This is a genomic window from Microbacterium sp. NPDC089987, assembly GCF_044748505.1.
Classification (GTDB): domain Bacteria; phylum Actinomycetota; class Actinomycetes; order Actinomycetales; family Microbacteriaceae; genus Microbacterium.
In genome coordinates this window covers 1-19,818 of sequence record NZ_JBIVGE010000001.1, presented here as the reverse complement: position 1 = coordinate 19,818, position 19,818 = coordinate 1, and the positions used below count along the sequence as shown (strand labels likewise).

Here is a 19,818-nt window from a genome sequence, read left to right as displayed (position 1 = left end):
GAGAACCCGTGAAAGCCATCGTCGTCCTGTTCGACACCCTCAACCGAGCGTTCCTGCCGCCCTACGGCGCCGAGGGCGTGCATGCGCCGAACTTCGAGCGCCTCGCCGAGCGCAGCGCACGCTTCACCCGCTGCTACGGCGGCAGCATGCCGTGCATGCCGGCGCGGCGCGAGATGCACACCGGGCGATACAACTTCCTGCACCGCAGCTGGGGGCCGCTTGAGCCGTTCGACGACTCCGTGCCCCAGATACTCGATGAGGCCGGCGTGCACACTCACCTCGTCACCGACCACCAGCACTACTGGCTCGACGGCGGCGCCACCTACCACCCGCGGTTCCGCACTTTCGAGTTCTTCCGCGGCCAGGAAGGCGATGAGTGGAAGGGTCAGATCGCCGATCCGGACATGACCAACGTCACGCCGCACGCGAGCAATCACGCCCTGCGCCGTCAGGACGCCGTCAACCGGCAGCACCTGATCGACGAGGCCGACCACCCGCAGACCCGGACCTTCGACGCGGGGCTGGAGTTCGTCGAGACCAACCACGCCGACGACGGCTGGATGCTGCAGATCGAGACCTTCGATCCGCACGAGCCGTTCTTCAGCTACGCGCAGTACCACGAGCTGTACGGCACGCCCACGGTCACCGAAGGGGTCGACTTCGACTGGCCCGACTACAAGCAGGTCACCGAGAGCGACACCGAACTCAACCATCTGCGCGACCGCTACCTCGCCCTGCTGTCGATGTGCGACCGGTCGCTCGGGCGGGTGCTCGACGCGATGGATCAGCATGACCTGTGGCAGGACACGATGCTCATCGTGTGCACGGACCACGGTCTACTGCTGGGCGAGCACGGCTGGCTCGGCAAGAACGTGCCGCCCTTCTACGAGGAGACCATCCACACCCCGCTGTTCGTATGGGATCCGCGCTCGGGCGTGGCCGGCGAGAGTCGGGATGCCCTGGTGCAGACGATCGACTTCGGCCCCACCTTGCTCGATCACTTCGGACTCGACACGACCGCAGACATGCAGGGCCGCTCGCTTCTGCCCGTCCTGGCATCAGACCGCCCGCTGCATGGGGCGGCCCTCTTCGGCCTGCACGGCGGACACGCCAACGTCACCGACGGGCGCTTCGTGTACATGCGCGCCTGCGTGACCCCCGATAATCAGCCGCTGTTCGACTACACGCTCATGCCGACCAGCATGCGCGGGCGCTTCGGCGCCGACGCCCTCCGTCGCGCACAGCTGGTCGATCCTCTCCCGTTCACGAAGGGGATGCCGGTGCTGAAGGTGCCGGCCATCGCACCCACCAACCCCGCGGCGTTCGGGTCGCAGCTGTTCGACCTCGAGAGCGACCCGCAGCAGCTGAACCCGCTCGTCGACGACGAGCTCGAGCTGCGTATGATCGGCCTCCTGGTCGAGCTGATGCGCACGAACGACGCGCCGGCCGATCAATACGAGCGGCTCGGACTGCCGGCGACGGGCGCTCCCGGCGCCGAGCATCTGGTGCTCGCTCGGCAACTGCCGGAGGGCGCCGCCGGCCCCGCCGCCGATGCCGACCTGTCGACGTTGGGCGACACGGCGGTGGCGATGCGCTCGGTGCGTGAGCTGCTCGCCGACGAGAGGGCCCGCGCCGTGCTGCGCGACGAGCTCGGCCCCATCGTCGACGGCCCGCTGCCCGAGGAGGCGATGGGGATGTCGCTGCTGCAGATCGCCACGGTGACCGCCGGACTCGTGCCGCACGAGGCGCTGCACCGCATCGCCGCGCGTCTGTGAGCCGAAGCGGGCGATCGGCCATGGCACACTGACAGTCATGCCTCAGCAGCCGGATGATCCCCGCCAGACGCGACGACTGCCCGAGACTCTCGATGAGTTCCAGCAGGCGGAGGGGCATCCGCAGTTCCGGGTCGACGTCGAGCGCATCCGCTTCTCGCCCTACTACTCGCGCCTCTCGGCAGTGACGCAGGTCATCTCCCAGGCCGGCGCCGGTCTCGCGGTGCACAACCGCCTGACGCATTCGATCAAGGTCGCCGCCGTCGCGCGCGCCATCGCCACGCACCTCTCCACCCGCACTGACGAGGCGAACCGCATCGTCACAGAGCTCGGAGGGACGCATCCGGTCGTGGTGCAGGCCGCCGCCGCCGCGCACGATCTCGGGCATCCGCCGTTCGGGCATCTCGGTGAGCAGACGCTCGACCGCCTCGCCCGCACCCGGTTCGGGCTCGTGGAGGGGTTCGAGGGCAACGCGCAGACGTACCGCATCCTCACCCGCCTCGACGAGCACGACCGCCCCGGCGTGGGGCTCAACCTCACCGCCGCCGTGCGGGCGGCGGTGCTCAAGTACCCCTGGCGGCGCAGCGAAGGCGGCCCACGACGCGGCGGCGGAAGCAAGTTCAGCTTCTACGCGATCGACGAACCGGATGCCCGTCAGGCGCTCTCCGCGTATCCGGCGATCACCGAGGGGCAGCAGACCGTCGAGTGCTCGATCATGGACATCTCCGACGACATCGCCTATTCGCTGCACGACCTCGACGACTTCTACCGGGCGGGGCTGCTCAACCCGGCGACGCTGTCAGCCGAGTTCCGGTCGTGGCGCCGCGACCTGGCCCAGCTTCGCGCTGCCGACGCGGCCACCCTCGCCGCCGACACCCGCACTCCCGGCCATTCCCTGGAACTGCTCTGGCGGCGGATGCAGTTCAAGGACAGCTGGATCGCCGACCCCGACGCGTTCAGCGAAGCCGTCGCGAAGGTGTCGTCCGAGGTGATCGACGGACTCGTCGCCGAGCCCTTCGACGGGTCGCTCGCCAGCGAGCGCGGACTCGCCCGGTTCACCACCGCCTGGATCGCCCGGCTGCAGTCGTCGATCGAGGTGCACCGGCATCCGGACATCCGCTCCGGGCACGTCAGTCTCAATCGCCAGGCCTGGCACGAGGTGGCGGTGCTGAAATTCCTGCACGAGCGGTTCATCCTCGAGCGTCCCGACCTCGCCGTCTACCAGCGCGGTCAGGCCAGCGTGCTCGAGCGTCTCGTCGACGGATTCTCCGCCTGGCTCGAGGATCCGCGGGATGCGCGTCGCGCACCGCGCCGATTGATCGACCTCGTCGATCTCGCCACCGACGACCACCGGCAACTGGGCGCGCCCCTTCCAGACGGCACCGCCGTCGAGACACTCGGCCGCGGACGCGGCATCATCGACTACGTCGCGTCGCTCACCGACGCTCAGGCGATCTCGCTCGACGCTCTGCTCGCCGGCCGCACCGAGCGGCTGTGGGACGCCGGCCAGGGGCTGTGAAGCGCGAGTTCACAACGACGACATTCGACTGACGAACGCGAGACTTGCGTTCAGAGAGGCCGCGACTTCCGGCCCGGGCCGCCGCACGCCGTGGAAGAGTGGATGCCATCCGCACCCGCTCTGAGGAGGCAACATGCGCGCTGTCGTATACGACCGGTATTCCAAGGATCTCGACGCGCTCGAGGTGCGCGAGGTGCCGGATCCGAAGCTGCCACCGGCGTCGGTGCTGGTCGAGGTGCGGGCGGCGGGGGTGAACCCCGTCGACTGGAAGGTCATGGCGGGCGGGCTGGACGCTCTCATGCCCACGCAGTTCCCTGTGATCCCGGGTTGGGACGTGGCAGGTGTCGTCGTCGCGGTCGGCTTCGACACCCCGGAGTTCCAGGTCGGCGACGAGATCATGGCATACGCCCGCAAGGACACGGTGAGTGCGGGCACGTTCGCCAAGCGGGTGGCGGTTCCCGTCTCCACCGCGGCGCGGAAGCCGGCATCCCTCTCCTGGGAGGAGGCCGGGGCCCTGCCGCTGGCCGGCGGGACAGCGCTGCGGGCGATCGACGCGCTCGGCGACCTGACCGGACGCACCCTGCTGATCCACGGCGCCGCCGGCGGGGTGGGAGGCTTCGCCGTGCAGATCGCTGTGACCGGCGGCGCGAAGGTCATCGCCACGGCATCCGAGCGCAACCACGACTACATCCGCTCGCTCGGCGGCGAGCCGATCACCTACGGTGAGGGACTGCCCGAGCGCGTCCGCGCACTCGCCGGCGGCCCGGTCGATGCCGTCGCAGACTTCGTGGGCGGACAGCTCGACGTGACCCTCGACGTGCTCAGCGACGGAGGCGCGCATGTCTCGACCGCAGACCCCTCGGTCACCGAGCACGGCGGCCGGTACATCTGGGTCCGCCCCGACGGCACGCAGACGGCCCGCCTGGCGACTCTCGTCGAAGAGGGGCGTCTGAGGGTGGAGGTCGCCGAGACGTTCCCCCTCGACGGAGTGGCGGATGCCTTCGCCGCCAGCCAGAGCGGTCACATCCGCGGCAAGCTCGTCATCGTCCCCTGAGCGCGCGTCGCGCAGGCTGAGCGGACACCCGCAGACAGAGTTCGCGCCCGGGCCTCACTCGGGACCCGGGCGCGAACGTCCCTCCGGTCAGAAGACCTCTTCGTCTCCTGCCGCGCGTGTGGAGCGACGCGTCTCGTACGCGCCGGGAGCGGCCTCGGTGCGAGTGACGACGTCCGTGCGACGGTGACGCGCCATGAGCAGCAGACCGACGATGAAGGCGACGACACCCGCACCCATCAGAATGTAGCCGATCATCGTGAGGTCGGCCCAGCCGACGTCGATGTTGAGTGCGAAAGCGAGAATCGCTCCGATGACGAACAGAACGACTCCGGTGCCGATGGTCATCACTTGCTCCCTTCGATGCGGCGGGCCGCGCGGCCTGCCTGAGCTCCAGAATCCCAAGCCCACGCCCGCCGAAGAACGGGGTTGACAACGCCGACCCGCTTCGAAGTCGTTACAGCGTCAGCTCTGCCGGGGCTGGTCGGAGTCGGCGGGCTCGACGCCGTCGACGGCGTCGGCCATCGCGCGGAGGAACTCCGTGACATGCGCCTGCGCCCGGGCATTCATCCTCGCCGCCACCCCGTACATCAGATCGTGCATGCGACCCAGGGTATGGCGCACGTCCTCGTCGGCGTGCGCGGTCGCCCGAACCGCGATCGGCTGGCCGGCGGCGTCCCGTTCCCGCTGCACGTGACCCGACTGCTCGAGACGATCGATCAGCACCGAGGTCGCGGCCGGCGAGATGCCGAGATACGCGACCAGAGCGGCCGGCTGCGCGGTGTGCCCGGGCTGGCGGAACAGGTAGCGCAGTGCGAGCAGCTCGTTCTCGCCCATCGACATCTTGTCGCGCGTACGGCGACGCATCGCCCGCTCGGCGGCCCGGTACATGCGCAGGGACTCGAGAACCTCGCGCGCACGCTCGCGCTCGCTTCGCTCGTCGTACCAGTAGCCGTCTGCCTGTGATTGCGCCACACTCACTCCTTCAGCGAGCGCCTGCACAGCCCGCGTAAGCAATGATAGGAGAGGAGAAATGGATCCGCACTGTCCGAGGGAGCAGTCGGATCGCACTGAGGGAGGACATCTGTGAGTTTTCGAAGCAAAGAGACCCTGGAGGGCTGGCTTGACGAGTTCCGCTCCGCGCGCGAGGCCGGGGATCTCATCCGGGTCATCATCCAGGACGGCTCCGACGGCTCCGATACCGGACTGGTGATCGTCCCCGTGAAGAACTCCTCCGTCAGCATCTTCATGCAGCCGATCCACATCGGCGAGGCGCGGTGGAACGTCACGCTCGAGCCGAGCGACAAGAACACCGTGCTCAACAGCCACCAGCTGCACTCCCTCGCCAGCGAGCTCGCGGTCGCCGCTGAGCTGTGCTCGTTCCTCGAAGCCCGCAGCGTCGGTCACGACGAGCAGTCGGATGCTCAGGTCGACGACTCCGCCGCGATCGAGAACGTCTGAGTCTCAGAGCTCTCCGGGTCGCATCGCCTCGGCATCGATCGCACGGATGACCCGCAGCGCCGCGGTGTCCGTCGGCGGCTCGTCCGTGGCATCCGTCCGCCGCCGAGGCGCGTACACGACCAGGGCGTGGAACAGGAAGCGGGCGAAGAACGCGACCACCAGCGAGATCGCCGTGGCGATCACGCTGGAGATGTGCCAGGTCTCGACCATCAGCGCCATCAGCGGGATGCGCAGCGCCGCCTCGACCGAGTTGAACGAGACGGATGCCGCGAAGCGCACCCACAGCCGCGGAGCGTCCTCGCGGTCGTCGCGGAAGACGAAGAGCTCCTGCAGCACGAAGTTGCCGACGATCGTGACGGCCGCACCGACGATCGCGGCGAGCACGTAGTCGACGCCGAGGTGGGTGAGCGCCCACATGATGCCGATGTTCACGATCGCGCCGACGCCGCCGATCAGCGCGAAGCGCCCCATCCTGCCGAAACGCAGACGGGCCAGGTGGGCGAGGAAGGTCGCGCCCTGCCGCAGGCTCGCCTTCGAGTCGCCGTGCCGCCGCGCACCGAACTCGAGCGGCACCTCGGCGATGCGCAGCTCGCGTCGCTCCCCGCCGCGCACGAGGATCTCGAGCAGGATCTTGAACCCCTGGGGTCGCAGCTCGTCGAGGTCGATGTGCGAGCGGTCGACGAGGAAGAACCCGGTCATCGGATCGGTGCTGTGCCACAGGCGCCGCAGGAACATCGCCTTGGTGACGACCGTGGCAGCCTTCGACACCCCGTAGCGGACGGCGGTGCCCAGGCCCGCCGAATCGCCTCCGCCTATGTAGCGCGAGGCCGCGACGACGTCTGCCCCGCCCTCGGCGTAGCGCGTCAGCATGGCGCGCAGCAGTTCGGGCGGATGCTGCAGATCGCCGTCCATGACGATGCACACGTCGTATGCCGCTTCGGCGAGGCCCAGCGCGACGGCGCCGCTCAGCCCGCCGGTGTTGCGGTCTCGGTGGATGCCGCGTACGGCGAGAGCGGCGGATGCCCCGACGCGCGCGATCTCGTCGATCGTGTCGTCCGCGCTGTCGTCGATGAACAGGATCTCCGCGGTGATCCCGGCGAGCGCCGCCGAGGTGCGGGCGACGAGCTCGGCGACGTTGTCGCGCTCGTTGAAGGTCGGGACGATCACGGTCACGGGAGGGAGGGAGGGGGCGCTCACGGGTTCTCCTCCACGGTGTCCTCTGAGATGCGGTGTCTCGGCGATGCAGCATCCATCGTTTCACGGGTCGCTTCGCCTCGACGCCATACGGCGCTCGTCCGGGCGTGCAGTCGTAGGCTGGACGCATGAGCACCCCCGCATCCGACACCATCACCATGTTCGGCGCCGACTGGTGCCGAGACTGCGTCCGCACCAAGAGGCAGCTCGACGACCTGGGCATCGAGTACACCTACATCGACCTCGTCGCCGACCCGGCAGCTGCGGACGTCGCCAAGGAGATCTCGGGCCGCATGAACATCCCCGTCGTCGTCTACCCGGACTCGAGCCACCACGTCGAGCCGAGCAACGCAGACGTCGAGGCCAAGCTGCGCGACCTCTCGCTGATCTGACGCGGTTCCGCTCCCCCCGCCACCAGGAGACGACGATGACTCAGGAGACGGCTCTCGACGCCGAACTCGACGAGGCGCAGCGTGTCGCGCTGGATGCCGACGTCGACGTGCTGCAGCAGGGTGCACGCACGTGGGCGCACCTCACCGTCGGTCAGCGCGCGACCCTGCTGCGAGCGCTGCGGACGAGCGTCGCCTCCGCCGCGGAGGACTGGGCGAACACCGCCGCCGATTCCAAGGGCCTCGACCGCAGGCATCCGCTGCGCGGCGAGGAGTGGCTGAGCGGGCCGTACTCGGTTCTCGGCGCGCTTGACGCATATGTGGACACCCTCTCCAAGCTCGCCGACGGGCGCTCTCCTCTCGACGGAGTGACGGTCGGTCGTGCCCCCGGGGGCCGCACCAGGGTCAGCGCGTTCCCGCTGACCGGGCTCGACCGGTTCCTGCTCTCGGGGTTCAGTGGCGAGGTGTGGCTGCAGCCGGGCATCACCCCGAACACGGCCCGGGCCAACGCAGGGCTGGCACAGCGGTCGTCGGATGCCGCGGGCGGGGTCGGCCTGGTGCTGGGCGCCGGCAACATCACCTCGATCCCGGTGCTCGATGTGCTGTATGAGCTGCTCGCGCACAATCGCGTGGTGCTGCTGAAGGTGAACCCCACGCAGGATGCCCTCGTGCCGGTGTACGAGCGCGCCCTGGCGCCGCTGATCGCCCCCGGGTTCCTGCGGATCGTGCGCGGCGGCCCCGAGGTCGGCTCGTATCTGACGGCGCATCGCGACCTGGTGCACGTGCACATCACGGGCTCTGCGGCCACCTTCGACGCCATCGTGTGGGGTGCTTCGACGGGCTCAGAGGCTCAGAAAGCCGCGCTCCGTCGACAGGAGAACCGTCCGCTGCTGCACAAGCCGATCACGGCTGAGCTGGGCGGCGTCTCGCCGATCATCCTGGTGCCGGGCGAATGGAGCGACGCCGACATCGCCTTCCAGGCCGAGCACGTCGCGACCATGCGGCTGCAGAACTCGGGGCACAACTGCATCGCCGGCCAGGTCGTGGTCATGTCGTCGGAGTGGGCTCAGGCCGAGCAGTTCCGCACCGCTCTGCGGCGCGCTTACGCCGCGGCTCCCGAGCGGCCTATCTGGTACCCCGGTTCGGCGTCGCGCATGCAGCAGGCGGCGGAGGACTATCCGGATGCCCTGGTGCTGGCCGATCGTCTGCTGGTCGATGTCGGCGACGATCAGGATGCCACGGCACTGCAGTCCACCGAGTACTTCGCCCCGGTGCTGGGGATCGTGGAGCTGCCCGGCACCGGGCAGGAATTCCTGGATGCCGCGATCGCACACGCGAACGACCAGCTGCAGGGCACCCTCGGGGCCAACCTCATCATCGATCCGGCCACCGAGAAATCGCTCGGCACCGGGTTCGAGCGGGCGATCGCCGAGCTGCGCTACGGGTCGATCGCGATCAACTCGTGGACGGCGTTCGGGTTCATCACGCCGACGCTGACCTGGGGCGCGTTCCCGGGCAACACCCTCGACGACGTGGGCAGCGGCATCGGCGTGGTGCACAACGCGCTGCTGCTCGACGGTGTGGAGCGCTCGGTGGTGCGCGGGCCGTTCCGCCCGTTCCCGCGGTGGCTCGCCCCTGGGTCCCTGAGCCTGTCGAGAGGCACGATCCTCCCCAAGCCCCCGTGGTTCGTCTCCTCGCGCACCGGGTCGGCCGTGAGCGAGGGGCTCACCCGGTTCCGGGCGCACGGGAGCATCGCGGTGCTCGTCCGCACCCTGGTCCAGGCGCTCCGCGCCTGACCCCGCTCATTCGCTGACACCCCCAGTTTCCGCCGAGACCCCTACCTGCACACGTCCGCAGGTAGGGGTCTCGGCGACAGGTGGGGGTGTCAGCGTGGGTCAGAGGTCGGCGCCGGAGACCGCGAAGGTGTCGCAGACGCCGAGACCGTTCTTGTAGCCGTCGGCGAACCATCCCTGGCGCTGCTCGCTGGTGCCGTGGGTGAAGCTCTCCGGGTTCACGCGTCCCGCCTGCTGCTCCTGGATGTGGTCGTCGCCGACCGTGAACGCCGCGTTGAGAGCATCCGTGATCTGCTCCTCCGTCGGCTTCTGCACGTACGCGACGCCGTTGTCATCCTTCTGCTCGGTGATGTCGCCCAGCCAGGCGCCGGCGTAGCAGTCGGCCTGCAGCTCGGTGCGCACGCCGTTGCTGTCGGCGCCGGTGCCGTTGTTCGGGTACTTGTCCATCGTGCCGGTGATGTTCTGGATGTGGTGGCCCCACTCATGCCCGACGATGTAGAGCTGCGCCAGCTCATTCGCAGACGCACCGAACTGATCGCGCATGAGCTGGAAGAACGTCGTGTCGATGTAGACGCCCTGCTCGGGCGGACAGTAGAACGGCCCGACCGCGTTCGACGCCGTACCGCACTGCGTGGAGGTCTGCCCCTCGACCACAGTCAGGCTGGGCGGCCGGTAGCCGTCGACGTGCTTCTCCCAGTACTCGTTGAGCACCAGCTCGGCACCGGCCATGCGGCAGTCGTCGTTGGTGTTCGCGTCTTCGCCGGTGTCGCACTCAGCGAGGGTGTTCTCACCGCTCGAGGCGGGTGCGTTCCCGCCACCGGGCGCTCCGCCGACCAGGCCGGTGAGGTCGGGACCGCCGAGCATCGCCACGACGAGCGCGACCAGGCCGAGCACGCCCGCACCACCGCCGGCGATCGCAGCGCCGCGCCCGCGGCGACGCGTGGTGTTGCCCGAGATGTCCGCATCCGGATTGAAAGTCATGCTGAAAAGGTAGCGTTCCGCGGCATCCGGCGCCGAGGGCTTGACGAATCGGCGCCCGGCTCTCATCTGGGCAGGACTGGAGGCATAGGCTCGGGTCATGGCGACGACGATCACGATCACAGGTGCTGGCGGACAGATCGGCTACGCGCTGCTGTTCCGCATCGCGGCAGGAGACATGCTCGGACCGAACGAGCACGTCAGGCTGCGGCTGCTCGAGATCCCGCAGGGACTGCGTGCCGCCGAAGGCGCGGCGCTGGAGCTGCAGGACGGCGCGTACGGGCTGCTCGATGCCGTCGAGGTGACCGACGACGCCGAGGTCGCGTTCGACGGCGCAAACCTCGCCCTGCTCGTCGGCGCGCGTCCGCGCGGCCCCGGCATGGAGCGCGGCGACCTGCTCGCCGCCAACGGCGGCATCTTCGGCCCGCAGGGCCGCGCGATCGCCGCGTCGGCGGCATCCGACATCCGCGTCACCGTCGTCGGCAACCCCGCCAACACGAACGCGCTGATCGCCGCCTCCTCGGCCGACGGCGTTCCCGCCGAGCGCTTCACCGCGCTCACGCGACTCGACGAGAACCGCGCACGGGCGCAGCTCGCCCAGACGCTCGACGCCCCGGTCGCCAGCGTGCGCCGCGTGCCGATCTGGGGCAATCACTCGGCCACGCAGTTCCCCGACATCTCGCACGCGAGGGTCGATGGTGAGCCGGTCGCCGAGCGGCTCCAGGCCGCTGTCGGCGATGTCCGGGCCTGGCAGGAGCAGACGTTCATCCCCCGCGTCGCCAAGCGCGGCGCCGAGATCATCGAGGTGCGCGGCTCGTCGTCGGTGGCATCCGCGGCGAGTGCGACCATCGACCACGTGCGCGACTGGGTGCACGGCACAGAGGACTGGACCAGCGCCGGCGTCGTCTCGCATGGCGAGTACGGCGTGCCGGAGGGTCTGATCTCCTCGTTCCCCGTCCGCTCGTCCGGTGGGGAGTGGCAGATCATCGAAGGGCTGGAGGCGGATGCCTGGGCGCGAGCACGCATCGACGCGTCGGTCGCCGAGCTGGTCGACGAACGCGAGACGGTGCGCTCCCTCGCACTGATCTGAACGCGCCCGCGCCCACTCCGCAGCCCGGAGTCCGGCCGCCGCAGCCGCCGGACTCGGGCAGAATGGATGCTGGAGGTGCGACGATGAGCGACGCGATGAATCAGGCGGATGCCGGTGTCGATCTGGCGCTGACCAGTCCGCTGCACCTGCCGCACGCGGCTGCCACGTGCCCGAAGTGCCTGGCGAACGCCGATCACGACTGGTGGTCGGCTCGTCCCGAGGGCGCGCGGCTGGTGGGGCTCGTCGTCTCCCGCGAGGGGATGCCGTCGGTCACGCAGCAGCGCGAGGATCTCACGCGCTTCGGCGTGCCGATCGAGGGCTTCCGTCATCCGGCCCCCGAGATCCTGGAGAGCTGGGGAGACCGCCTCGCACGCCTGATCGAGACGCTGCGCCCGGGCGACGTGCTGGTCGTCGCGAACGCGCACGCTCTGGGACGTGATCGCGACGAGGAGTCACGCACGATCTCGGAGCTGCGCCGGCGCGGCATCATGGTGAAGGTGCTCGGGCACCACGCCCGCCACCTGGCCGACGCTCCCTGAGCCCAGCACAACGGCGAGCAGGCCACGTGATCGGCGACGGTCGAGGCGGAGACTCGCCCTCGCGTCAGAATTCTCCGGAGCGCAGTCGCTCGAGGGTGGCGGGGCCGATCTCGGAGCGGGCGTCCGGTTACCGACACCCGGACGATACGCATGCGGGTCACTCGGATGTGGGCCACCAGCAGCCAGATCCCCACCGCGACCGCGGCGACGACGCCGACGCCCACCAGCTTCAGCGCCGGTGCCGGTTCGGCGAACAGGATCAGGCTGAACAGGAGGGCGAAGACGCTGAACGCTGCCGCGAAGACGACCAGCCCGGTCGTCGCTCGCTGCTGACCTTGCCAGCCGACATGGCCGCGAACCCAGATCGTCTCGACGGGCGCCGTCGCATGCTGGTCCAACCGAGCACTCCTCTCCGCGCGACCGCGTCGCGTCGGTCGTCAGACACCGTCTACTCGTAGCTCGGCGGCACCCAGAGCAGCTGCGCGGACACCAGTCCGCGATCGCGGCTCACGATCTGGGCCCGACCGGGGATCGCCGGCACGGCCTTGACCTTGCCGATCAGCTGGCCCTCCTCGGGGCTGCCCGAGAGCAGGATGCCAGTGGCACCGAGGTCGGTCATGCGCTGGATGATGGGGTCGTAGGCCGCGCGGCTCGCGCCGCCCGTGCGGCGGGTGAGGATCACGTGCAGCCCGAGGTCGGCAGCCTGGGCGAGCAGCGGGGCGAGCACCGCGACGGGATTGCCCTGCGACGTCGCCACGAGGTCGTAGTCGTCGATGAGCACGAAACCCTCCGCGCCTTTCCACCACGACCGGGTGCGCAGTTGATCCGGGGTGACATCCGGTCCGGGGATGCGGCTGCGGAAGAACTGCGCCAGCTCGTTCATGCCGCCGTCGGTCATCTCGTGCGAGGTGAGGTAGGCCCCGAGGTAGTCCTTCGGGATCTCGCCCAGCAGCGCGCGCCGGTAGTCGACCACGAAGATCTTCGCCTCGGTCGGCCCGTACAGGCGTGTGATCTCGTGCACGACCCCGCGGAGCATGGATGACTTGCCCGAGTCGGCGTCGCCGTAGAGGTACAGCAGCGGCTCCCCGATCGGATCGATCGAGAACGGCGCCAGATTCGCCTCGTCGATGCCCAGCAGCAGCTCGCGGGGCTCCGAGCCGTCGGGCGACTGCGCAGCGGCGACCGCGCGCAGGTCGGCGTGTCCGATGCGCGAGGGCAGGAGGCGCAGCTTCGGCCCGGCGGGACCGTGCCATGCCGCCGCGACACGCGCGACGAGGTCGTCGATGCCGTCGGCGAGACTCGACGCGTCATCCACTCCGTCGACGCGGGGCAGTGCCGTGAGCATCTGCAGACCGCGATCGTTCAGGCCCCGGCCGGGGATCGCCGTGACATTCTCAGCCGCCTTGCGGTTGACCTCGGAGTCGGTCGGGTCGCCGAGTCGCAGCTCGATGCGCGTGCCGATGAGGTCCTTGATGTTGGCGCGGATCTCCATCCAGCGCGCCGCAGTGATCACGACGTGCACGCCGTAGGTGAGACCGCGCGCGGCGATCGCCTGGATCTGCGGCTCGAGCATCTCGAACTCCGCGCGCAGCGTGCCCCAGCCGTCGACGATGAGGAAGATGTCGCCGTAGCCGTCGTCGGCGAGTCCCTGCGCCCGCCGCTGCCGGTAGGCGTCGATCGAGTCGATGCCGTTCTGCCGGAAGTACACCTCGCGGGCGTTGAGCAGGCTGGTGACCTCGGCGACGGTGCGTCGCACGACATCCGGCTCCGAACGCGTCGCAACTCCGCTCACGTGGGTGAAGTCCTGCAGGCCGGTGAAGCTGCCGCCACCGAAGTCGATGACGAAGAACTGCACCTCCTGCGGGGTGTGGGTGAGGGCCAGGGCGACCACGGCGGTGCGCGCGAGAGTGCTCTTGCCGCTCAGCGGAGCGCCGACGATCGCCATGTGGCCGGCGGCGCCACCCAGCGAGATCGCCAGGTTCTCGCGGCGCTGCTCGAGTGGCACGTCGACGACGCCGAGCGGGACGGTGAGCGCCCCGGCCGCCCGCCAGCGCGGGGAGACGAGACCGAGCGACGGGTCTTCGACGAGGTCGCCGAAGAGCTGGTCGAGCGTCGCGGGTGTCACCAGCGGCGGCAGCCAGACCTGATGCGCTGCGGGGCCCCGCCCCTTCATCGACTCGACCGCGATCTCGAAGGTGTTCCGCTTCTCCTCCGGCTCGGCGTCGACGACGATCTCCGGCTCGTCGACGGGAGTCTCAGCGCGCCACACCGGTGCGGCGGTGAACAGCTCGACCGCGGCGGTCGATCCGGTGCTCTGGCTGGTGCCCGACGCGGCGCGTCGACGCCGACGCGGTGGCGGCCCTGACACGTACGCGGCACGGAACTGCGTCATCGTCTCGGTATCGGATTTCAGGATGCCCGCGCCAGGCTGCGTGGGCAGGTGATAGGCATCCGGAACGCCGAGGACGGTGCGCGACTCGCCCGCCGAGAACGTGCGCAGACCGATGCGGTAGGAGAGGTGCGTGTCCAGACCGCGCAGCTTGCCCTCCTCCAGGCGCTGCGACGACAGCAGCAGGTGCACCTGGAGCGAGCGGCCCAGACGGCCGATGTTGACGAACGTGTCGACGAACTCCGGCTTGGCTGACAGCAGCTCCGAGAACTCGTCGGCGACGATCAGCAGCGCGGGCAGCGGCGCGAGATCCGTGCGACCACCGCGGCGCGCCTTCTCGTAGTCGGCCACGTTGGCGAAGGGTCCGGTTGCGCGCAGCAGCTCCTGCCGGCGGACCATCTCGCCCTGCAGCGCATCCTGCATGCGGTCGACGAGCGAGATCTCCTCGCCGAGGTTCGTGATGATCGCCGACACGTGAGGCATGTCGGCCATACCCGCGAATGTCGCTCCGCCCTTGAAGTCGACCAGCACGAAGTTGAGCTGCTCGGGCGAGTGGGTCATCGCCAGGGCCAACACGAGCGTGCGCAGCACCTCCGACTTGCCCGAGCCGGTGGCGCCGATGATGAGGCCGTGCGGCCCCATGCCCTGCTGCGCCGATTCCTTGATGTCGAGGATCAGGGGGCTGCCGTCCTCGGTCTGACCGATGGGAACCCGCAGCCGGTCGCGTTCCAGGCGAGGCGCCCAGGCGGCGTCGAGATCCAGGTCTCGCACATCCGGCAGCCCGAGCAGCTCGACGAGCTCTGCCTGGCCGGTCGCACTGTTCTTCTTGGCGATCGTCGTCCCGCCGGAATACAGGGCGATGAGTCGCCGAGCCGTCGCCTCGGCCTCCACGATGCTGATCGCGTCTGGCTCAAACGGTCGTGCGGGCAGCTGCAGGCTCACGAGCTCCGCACGCACGCCCTGGCCGCCCGTCTCGAACGCGATACGGAGGGCGTTCGGGTCGTCGAGATCGCCCCAGCGAGCGGGCAGGTCGATCACCGTGACGCCCTGCACGCCGTCACCGGTGACCAGCGCGTCGGTGAACGAGGTGGTCGCGCCGTCGGTGACGATCACGATGTGCGGCACCTTCGCCGGCGAGCCGTCCCGGGCGAAGCGCGACCGCTCCCGCACCTCGGCCGGGAGCATCTCCTCGAGCTCCGACAGCTGCGAGCCGATCATCCGCGCCGCGCCCAGGCCGTCGCGCACCGTGCGCGAATGCGTGTGCGGGAGCCACTTGGCCCACTCCCACTGCGGAAGCACCGCATTGTCGGCGGCGATGACGATCTGCAGCACCTCGGGGTCGTGCATGGCGGCGGCGTGCAGCAGCATCGCCCGCGCCAGCGCTCGCGTCTCGTCCTCGTCGCCAGTGACCTCGATGCGCGCGTAGTCGCGCAGCGTGACGCCCAGGGGAAGGTCCTTCTGGACCTCGTGCGTCAGCATGAACCGGTGTGCGGCGGACGCCGCCACGGGGTCCAGCTGGGCAAGCGGGGGCAGCTCGGGCGCCTCGAGCGTGACGCACAGCGGCTGATCGCTCGTGCCCACGCGCACCGACAGGAAGTCGGCATCGTTGACACCGCGCTCCCACACCCGGGTGCGTTCTTCAGCGAGGTACGGCAGCGTCGAGGGTGCCGGCAGATGCCAGTTCCCGGAGCGACGCTGCTGACGTGCGGCGACCCGCACCGTCTGGCGCAGCTCGCTCAGGTAGGCGAGGTACTCGCGGCGAGCCCCGAGAGTCGCGGCCTGGCGCTGTGAGCGCTGCCGCCAGCCGTTTACGGCAACGAAGCCGAGCGACGAGAGCAGGAACATGCCGCCGGTCAGCAGCCCCGTGACCGACTGATTCGACATGGTCACCATGACGATCGCGCCGACGCTTCCCAGCATGGGCAGGAGTGATCCGAGCACGCCCATCCCGCCGTCGTTCGGCTGCAGCTCGGGCGGCGCCTGAACCGGGAGTCTCCCTGCGGGGACGCGAGGTGGGGCGAGGCGGGGTCCTGTCATGCTCTCTCTCCGGCGCTGCTGTCGGTGCCCAGCAGGAGGCTGATGGTGAAGCTGCGGTTGCCGATCCGCACGCGGTCCGCGTCGTCGAGCAGCACCCGCTCCCCGGCGACGAGCTCGGTCAGCTGGCCGTCGTCGGCGCGGATGTCGGAGCCGTTGGTCGATCCGAAGTCCGTCACCCACGTGCGGCCGCGAGAGTGCTCGATGCGCAGATGGGTCTTCGACACCGACGAGTCCGGATCGGTGACGACGATGAGCCTGTCGTCGTGCGCGCTGGCGACGGGAGCGCGCCCGAGATTCGCGGCGAGCGGCAGGGCGAGCTGCACGCGCTGCCCGGTGTCGAAGATCAGCAGCAGAGCGCCGGTCTCGGATGCCGGGGAGGCGGCGTCGACGTTCGTCTGGGCTGCTGCCGGCGCCGGGGCGACGGTGAAGAGCGGCCGGTCGGCGGCAGGGGTCGCCTGTTCGGGCGTCTCGGTGCGGCGCGACGCCGCTCGAGCGTCGGTGGGCTCGGAGTCCTCATCGATGAGCGCGGAGTGGCCGCCGAGGGGCACCACTTGGGGCGGAGCGAGCGGACCGGCATCCGGAGCTGCGGCCGCCTGCGGCACCGTTTCGACCTCAGCACGTGCCGGCACCGCCACGACCACGGTTCCGGCGATGCGATCCGCCCACGACTGTCGCTTCCCGCCGCGATCCCAGGCGCTGGAGGCCACGACCACCCAGCTGCCCACGGCGACGATGAAGCCCGCGCCGGTGATGATGGCACGCACGAGCTGGCGTCCGACTCCGGGTGAGAACGGCCGGTCGGCGCGGGCGCTGCGCAGGCGCAGCACGGCGTTGCCGAGGGTGAGGCCGGTGCGGGCTTCGAGCACCCAGAGGAAGAGCGCGAGTTCGAAGACCGTGAGGCCGGCGAGCAGCGGGCTCTGAGAGAACACCAGCACGAGGGCCGCGGCGAGGAAGACGACCGCCGCGTCGAGCGTGAAGGCCGCGATCTGCTGCACCGTTCCCGCGGGAACGCCGGCGAATGCCGGTCCGAGCCCGTCATCGTTGCTCTGCGCCGGGCGCCTCGACGACACGATCGGGGTAGGCGGAGGGGGCGTCTGCCTGAGCGGCGCTCCATCCACTCCCGGGGCGGCGGCGATCAGGGCGGGCGGCAGAGCCGGGATGTCGTCGGGTCGGGCTCCCCCCGGTGCCATCGGCGGGACCGGGTCACCGCTCGGACGCGACTGTGATTGGCGGTTCCCGCTCATCCGGCCATCATTCCACGAACCAGCGAGAGAGCATTCGCGTAGAGCAGCGCAGCGGGCAGCGCGAGAGCGACAGCGAGCCACTCGAAGGCGTCGCCGATCCGCGACCAGATGAGCGAGCTCGCGCCGCGTGAGATCGGGATGACCACGGCGACGGCGACCAGTGCCACGACGAACAGCAGGGCGGCCCCGAGCAGGTGGAATCCCGACTCGAGAGCAGCGGCGATCTGGATGCCGGCGACGACGAACACGACCGCGGCCGCTGCGCGCGGGAACCACCGGAGGATGCGTGAGGTGGTGTGACGCGGTGTGAGCAGCAGAGCAAGACCCAGGCAGCACAGCAGCCCGATGCCTCCGGAGACCACCACCGGGTCAGCCGGCCAGGGGCGCAGGAAGGCGATCGGGGCCATCAGCGCGGCGACCACGCTCAGCACGGCGGTTCCGGCGATGAGTCGCGCAGAGGAGTCGTCGACGACGGCGGTGATGCGCTCGGGCTGCAGTACGCCGACGGGCTCGGGGATCGCCCCGCGCACCGTCCATCGGCTGGTCATGAAGTGCTTGTAGTCGATGAAGTAGCCCTCGGGGAGGTTGACCAGACTGCTCGGCAGGGCACGAAGACCGAGGGGGATGAGTCCGAGCGAGATCGCCGCGGCTTCGACGTGCCCCCAGCGCATCAGCAGAGCGAGACCCCACACCGCGGCGAGCGCCACGAGCAGCACCGTCGCGGTGCCTGCGGCGGCTCGCATCGGACGCAGGCGTGCGGTGACGGCGACGATAGCAGTGGTGGTGCCTGCGGCGAGAAAGCCGGTCGCGGCCGACAGGTGCGCGCCGGATTCGAGCCCGGCCGGAATGAGGAGCGCACCGGCGGCGAACGACAGCAGCACCGGTGCGAGCACACCGAGAACGCCGCGCGCCCCTGCATCGGAGTCGCGGTGCGCCCACGCCACCGCCCCGCTGACTGCGCCGCCTGCGGCAAGAAGAGCGACGACGAGCCGAAGCAGCGGCTCGGCGGATCCCAGCGCGAAGACCGCGACGAGCAGCAGGCCGCTCACCGCGAGCAGCCACCAGCGGGCTCCGTGGTCGGCGCGTGTGGGGCGATCGGTCGACTGGGCGGAGCGCATCTGCGGCGCGAGAGCGGCGCGGTCGATCAGCGCATAGAGGCCGCCGTCGATGAGGTCCTCGCACTCGGTGTCGCCCGGCACCTCGAAGCCACCGGGACCGACCGTGATGAAGCGATCAGCCGACGACAGCCCGCTTAGCGTGAGAGCGTCGTCGAGGGTCTCGTCGAGGGGAAGGGACAGATCGATGCGGCGATCCTCGGTCTGGAGCACGATCCGACGTCGCTCTGCGATCTCGACTGTCACACCTGAACCCTATCGACTGTATGGAGCGTGTTCCGTTCCCGGGATGCCCCGCAAGATCTTCATCGCTGTGCGCTGACGGCGTCGATGATCTCACGTGCGCCGTCTATCGTGATTCGAACGTCTTCGTATGACGTGACGACCACCACGCCGGGCACCAGTTGCTCCATCATCGATTCGAGAGCGATGGGCTCGCCATCGACGTCGTGGATGCTGAGCTTGATCTGGTCGAGCGGAAGATCATTCTCGTCCACGACGATCTGCAGCACCGACGCGAGGTCGGAATCGGTGAGATCGTGATCATCGAGGTCCACCCCGACCGCAAGGTAGTGGGTGAACCCGTTCAGACCCTTCTCCGCGTATGCGTCAGTCGCGCCGACATCAGATGCGAGCAGCGCCGCCGGGATCTCCTCGACCTGGTCATCCGCTCGGTCCGCCGCGATGAAAGAGCACCCTGCGAGCGAGAGCGCGACACCGAGGCCTGCGACCATAACCGCCATCCGGCGGCCGTGCATGTGTATGCGAGCGCTCCACCTCATCAGTGCTCCACCCCCGCCCTCAGACGCCTCCGAACCCACCGCGGGCACCGCGACGGCAACGCTCATCGCAGCGAGGCCGAACGTCGCCGCGATCATTCGCCGCCTATGCGCGGTCACCAAAGGCCTGCTCCACACTTACCGCCCATGACCTTCCCTCTGCTCAGTGGTGTGTCGTCGTGAGGATCTCGTCAGCACGATCGCGAGGATGATGCCGCCGACGAGCAGCAGCACGAGGGCGATCCGTCACGCCTGCTGTACCGTCCGGCAGTTCACCGAAAAGCACAGCAGACGGCGCGGGCCCGACGCGCCACCGCGCCAGGCCCGCGCCCCGCACTCACGCGCCGAAACGACCCGCAGCAGACCGGTCGGCCTGCACATACTGACCCGAGATCTCCTCGGTCTTACCCGCGATCTGCGTCAGCAGCTGCTGCATCTCACTCAGCGAACGGTTCCACTTCGCCTGCG

17 protein-coding genes are annotated in these 19,818 nt (G+C 69.6%); 9 read left to right on the top strand and 8 right to left on the bottom strand.

The window, feature by feature from the left end; translation table 11 throughout:
- Positions 1-8 precede the first annotated feature (8 nt).
- The 3 genes from ACIPV2_RS00085 (at position 9) to ACIPV2_RS00075 (ending at position 4,345) form a co-directional block, all read left to right on the top strand.
- Positions 9-1,775, top strand: a complete 1,767-nt coding sequence (locus ACIPV2_RS00085) for a sulfatase (RefSeq protein ID WP_400836793.1) — start codon at positions 9-11, stop codon at positions 1,773-1,775.
- A gap of 37 nt (positions 1,776-1,812) precedes the next feature.
- Positions 1,813-3,291 (top strand): deoxyguanosinetriphosphate triphosphohydrolase family protein, encoded by a 1,479-nt coding sequence (locus ACIPV2_RS00080; protein WP_400836790.1) that lies wholly within the window; start codon positions 1,813-1,815, stop codon positions 3,289-3,291.
- A gap of 133 nt (positions 3,292-3,424) precedes the next feature.
- The gene (locus ACIPV2_RS00075) at positions 3,425-4,345 is read left to right on the top strand and encodes an NADP-dependent oxidoreductase (protein ID WP_400836787.1); all 921 of its coding nucleotides are present in this window, start codon (positions 3,425-3,427) and stop codon (positions 4,343-4,345) included.
- Between the two features lie 87 nt (positions 4,346-4,432).
- Here the strand turns inward: ACIPV2_RS00075 and ACIPV2_RS00070 are convergent, their stop codons facing one another.
- Both ACIPV2_RS00070 and ACIPV2_RS00065 read right to left on the bottom strand, forming a co-directional pair.
- Complete coding sequence (locus ACIPV2_RS00070; RefSeq protein ID WP_101188699.1) at positions 4,433-4,690, bottom strand: DUF6458 family protein; 258 nt, start codon at positions 4,688-4,690, stop codon at positions 4,433-4,435.
- Between the two features lie 117 nt (positions 4,691-4,807).
- Entirely contained in the window at positions 4,808-5,317 is a 510-nt protein-coding gene (locus tag ACIPV2_RS00065) for a MarR family winged helix-turn-helix transcriptional regulator (RefSeq protein WP_400836784.1), read from the bottom strand.
- A gap of 111 nt (positions 5,318-5,428) precedes the next feature.
- Here ACIPV2_RS00065 and ACIPV2_RS00060 point away from each other — a divergent pair, with 111 nt between their 5' ends.
- A complete protein-coding gene (locus ACIPV2_RS00060) occupies positions 5,429-5,803 on the top strand; it encodes a hypothetical protein (protein WP_400836781.1) in 375 nt (124 codons plus the stop codon).
- A 3-nt stretch (positions 5,804-5,806) separates the two neighbouring features.
- Here ACIPV2_RS00060 and ACIPV2_RS00055 read toward each other — a convergent pair whose 3' ends face one another.
- Positions 5,807-7,000, bottom strand: coding sequence for a glycosyltransferase (locus ACIPV2_RS00055; RefSeq protein ID WP_400836778.1), 1,194 nt, complete (start codon positions 6,998-7,000; stop codon positions 5,807-5,809).
- Between the two features lie 125 nt (positions 7,001-7,125).
- Between ACIPV2_RS00055 and ACIPV2_RS00050 the strand changes: the two genes are divergently transcribed.
- Together ACIPV2_RS00050 and ACIPV2_RS00045 are read left to right on the top strand one after the other, a co-directional pair.
- On the top strand, positions 7,126-7,389 hold the full coding sequence (locus ACIPV2_RS00050; protein ID WP_400836775.1) for a glutaredoxin family protein: 264 nt from the start codon (positions 7,126-7,128) through the stop codon (positions 7,387-7,389).
- A gap of 35 nt (positions 7,390-7,424) precedes the next feature.
- Positions 7,425-9,182 (top strand): aldehyde dehydrogenase family protein, encoded by a 1,758-nt coding sequence (locus ACIPV2_RS00045; RefSeq protein WP_400836772.1) that lies wholly within the window; start codon positions 7,425-7,427, stop codon positions 9,180-9,182.
- Positions 9,183-9,281: 99 nt separating this feature from the next.
- On the opposite strand, the gene ACIPV2_RS00040 is transcribed toward ACIPV2_RS00045, so the two are convergent.
- Positions 9,282-10,160, bottom strand: coding sequence for a neutral zinc metallopeptidase (locus ACIPV2_RS00040; RefSeq protein WP_400836769.1), 879 nt, complete (start codon positions 10,158-10,160; stop codon positions 9,282-9,284).
- 97 nt (positions 10,161-10,257) lie between these two features.
- Between ACIPV2_RS00040 and ACIPV2_RS00035 the strand changes: the two genes are divergently transcribed.
- The 3 genes from ACIPV2_RS00035 to ACIPV2_RS00025 all read left to right on the top strand — a co-directional run bounded on the left by ACIPV2_RS00035 (position 10,258) and on the right by ACIPV2_RS00025 (position 12,119).
- Positions 10,258-11,247 (top strand): malate dehydrogenase, encoded by a 990-nt coding sequence (locus tag ACIPV2_RS00035; protein WP_400836767.1) that lies wholly within the window; start codon positions 10,258-10,260, stop codon positions 11,245-11,247.
- 83 nt (positions 11,248-11,330) lie between these two features.
- Complete coding sequence (locus ACIPV2_RS00030) at positions 11,331-11,786, top strand: recombinase family protein (RefSeq protein WP_400836764.1); 456 nt, start codon at positions 11,331-11,333, stop codon at positions 11,784-11,786.
- 150 nt (positions 11,787-11,936) lie between these two features.
- Positions 11,937-12,119 carry a hypothetical protein gene (locus ACIPV2_RS00025; RefSeq protein WP_400836761.1) on the top strand — a complete coding sequence of 61 codons (183 nt, stop codon included), beginning with the start codon at positions 11,937-11,939 and terminating at the stop codon, positions 12,117-12,119.
- Positions 12,120-12,234: 115 nt separating this feature from the next.
- On the opposite strand, the gene eccCa is transcribed toward ACIPV2_RS00025, so the two are convergent.
- The 4 genes from eccCa to ACIPV2_RS00005 are packed head-to-tail and all read right to left on the bottom strand — an operon-like array spanning position 12,235 to position 19,488.
- Positions 12,235-16,212 (bottom strand): type VII secretion protein EccCa, encoded by a 3,978-nt coding sequence (gene eccCa, locus ACIPV2_RS00020; RefSeq protein ID WP_400836758.1) that lies wholly within the window; start codon positions 16,210-16,212, stop codon positions 12,235-12,237.
- Positions 16,209-17,456: an FHA domain-containing protein gene (locus tag ACIPV2_RS00015; protein WP_400836755.1), complete on the bottom strand. Its 1,248-nt coding sequence runs from the start codon at positions 17,454-17,456 to the stop codon at positions 16,209-16,211. Before ACIPV2_RS00015 ends, eccCa begins: the two co-directional genes overlap by 4 nt.
- Positions 17,453-18,817 carry a hypothetical protein gene (locus ACIPV2_RS00010; protein WP_400836752.1) on the bottom strand — a complete coding sequence of 455 codons (1,365 nt, stop codon included), beginning with the start codon at positions 18,815-18,817 and terminating at the stop codon, positions 17,453-17,455. Before ACIPV2_RS00010 ends, ACIPV2_RS00015 begins: the two co-directional genes overlap by 4 nt.
- A 59-nt stretch (positions 18,818-18,876) precedes the next feature.
- Positions 18,877-19,488, bottom strand: coding sequence for a hypothetical protein (locus tag ACIPV2_RS00005; protein ID WP_400836749.1), 612 nt, complete (start codon positions 19,486-19,488; stop codon positions 18,877-18,879).
- Positions 19,489-19,818: the final 330 nt, after the last annotated feature.

Coding starts and splice junctions, on each gene's coding strand:
- ACIPV2_RS00045 (WP_400836772.1), top strand. CDS start 7,425: ATGACTCAGGAGACGGCTCTCGACGCCGAACTCGACGAGGCGCAGCGT.
- ACIPV2_RS00030 (WP_400836764.1), top strand. CDS start 11,331: ATGAGCGACGCGATGAATCAGGCGGATGCCGGTGTCGATCTGGCGCTG.
- ACIPV2_RS00050 (WP_400836775.1), top strand. CDS start 7,126: ATGAGCACCCCCGCATCCGACACCATCACCATGTTCGGCGCCGACTGG.
- eccCa (WP_400836758.1), bottom strand. CDS start 16,212: ATGACAGGACCCCGCCTCGCCCCACCTCGCGTCCCCGCAGGGAGACTC.
- ACIPV2_RS00075 (WP_400836787.1), top strand. CDS start 3,425: ATGCGCGCTGTCGTATACGACCGGTATTCCAAGGATCTCGACGCGCTC.
- ACIPV2_RS00035 (WP_400836767.1), top strand. CDS start 10,258: ATGGCGACGACGATCACGATCACAGGTGCTGGCGGACAGATCGGCTAC.
- ACIPV2_RS00070 (WP_101188699.1), bottom strand. CDS start 4,690: ATGACCATCGGCACCGGAGTCGTTCTGTTCGTCATCGGAGCGATTCTC.
- ACIPV2_RS00015 (WP_400836755.1), bottom strand. CDS start 17,456: ATGAGCGGGAACCGCCAATCACAGTCGCGTCCGAGCGGTGACCCGGTC.
- ACIPV2_RS00040 (WP_400836769.1), bottom strand. CDS start 10,160: ATGACTTTCAATCCGGATGCGGACATCTCGGGCAACACCACGCGTCGC.
- ACIPV2_RS00025 (WP_400836761.1), top strand. CDS start 11,937: ATGCGGGTCACTCGGATGTGGGCCACCAGCAGCCAGATCCCCACCGCG.
- ACIPV2_RS00080 (WP_400836790.1), top strand. CDS start 1,813: ATGCCTCAGCAGCCGGATGATCCCCGCCAGACGCGACGACTGCCCGAG.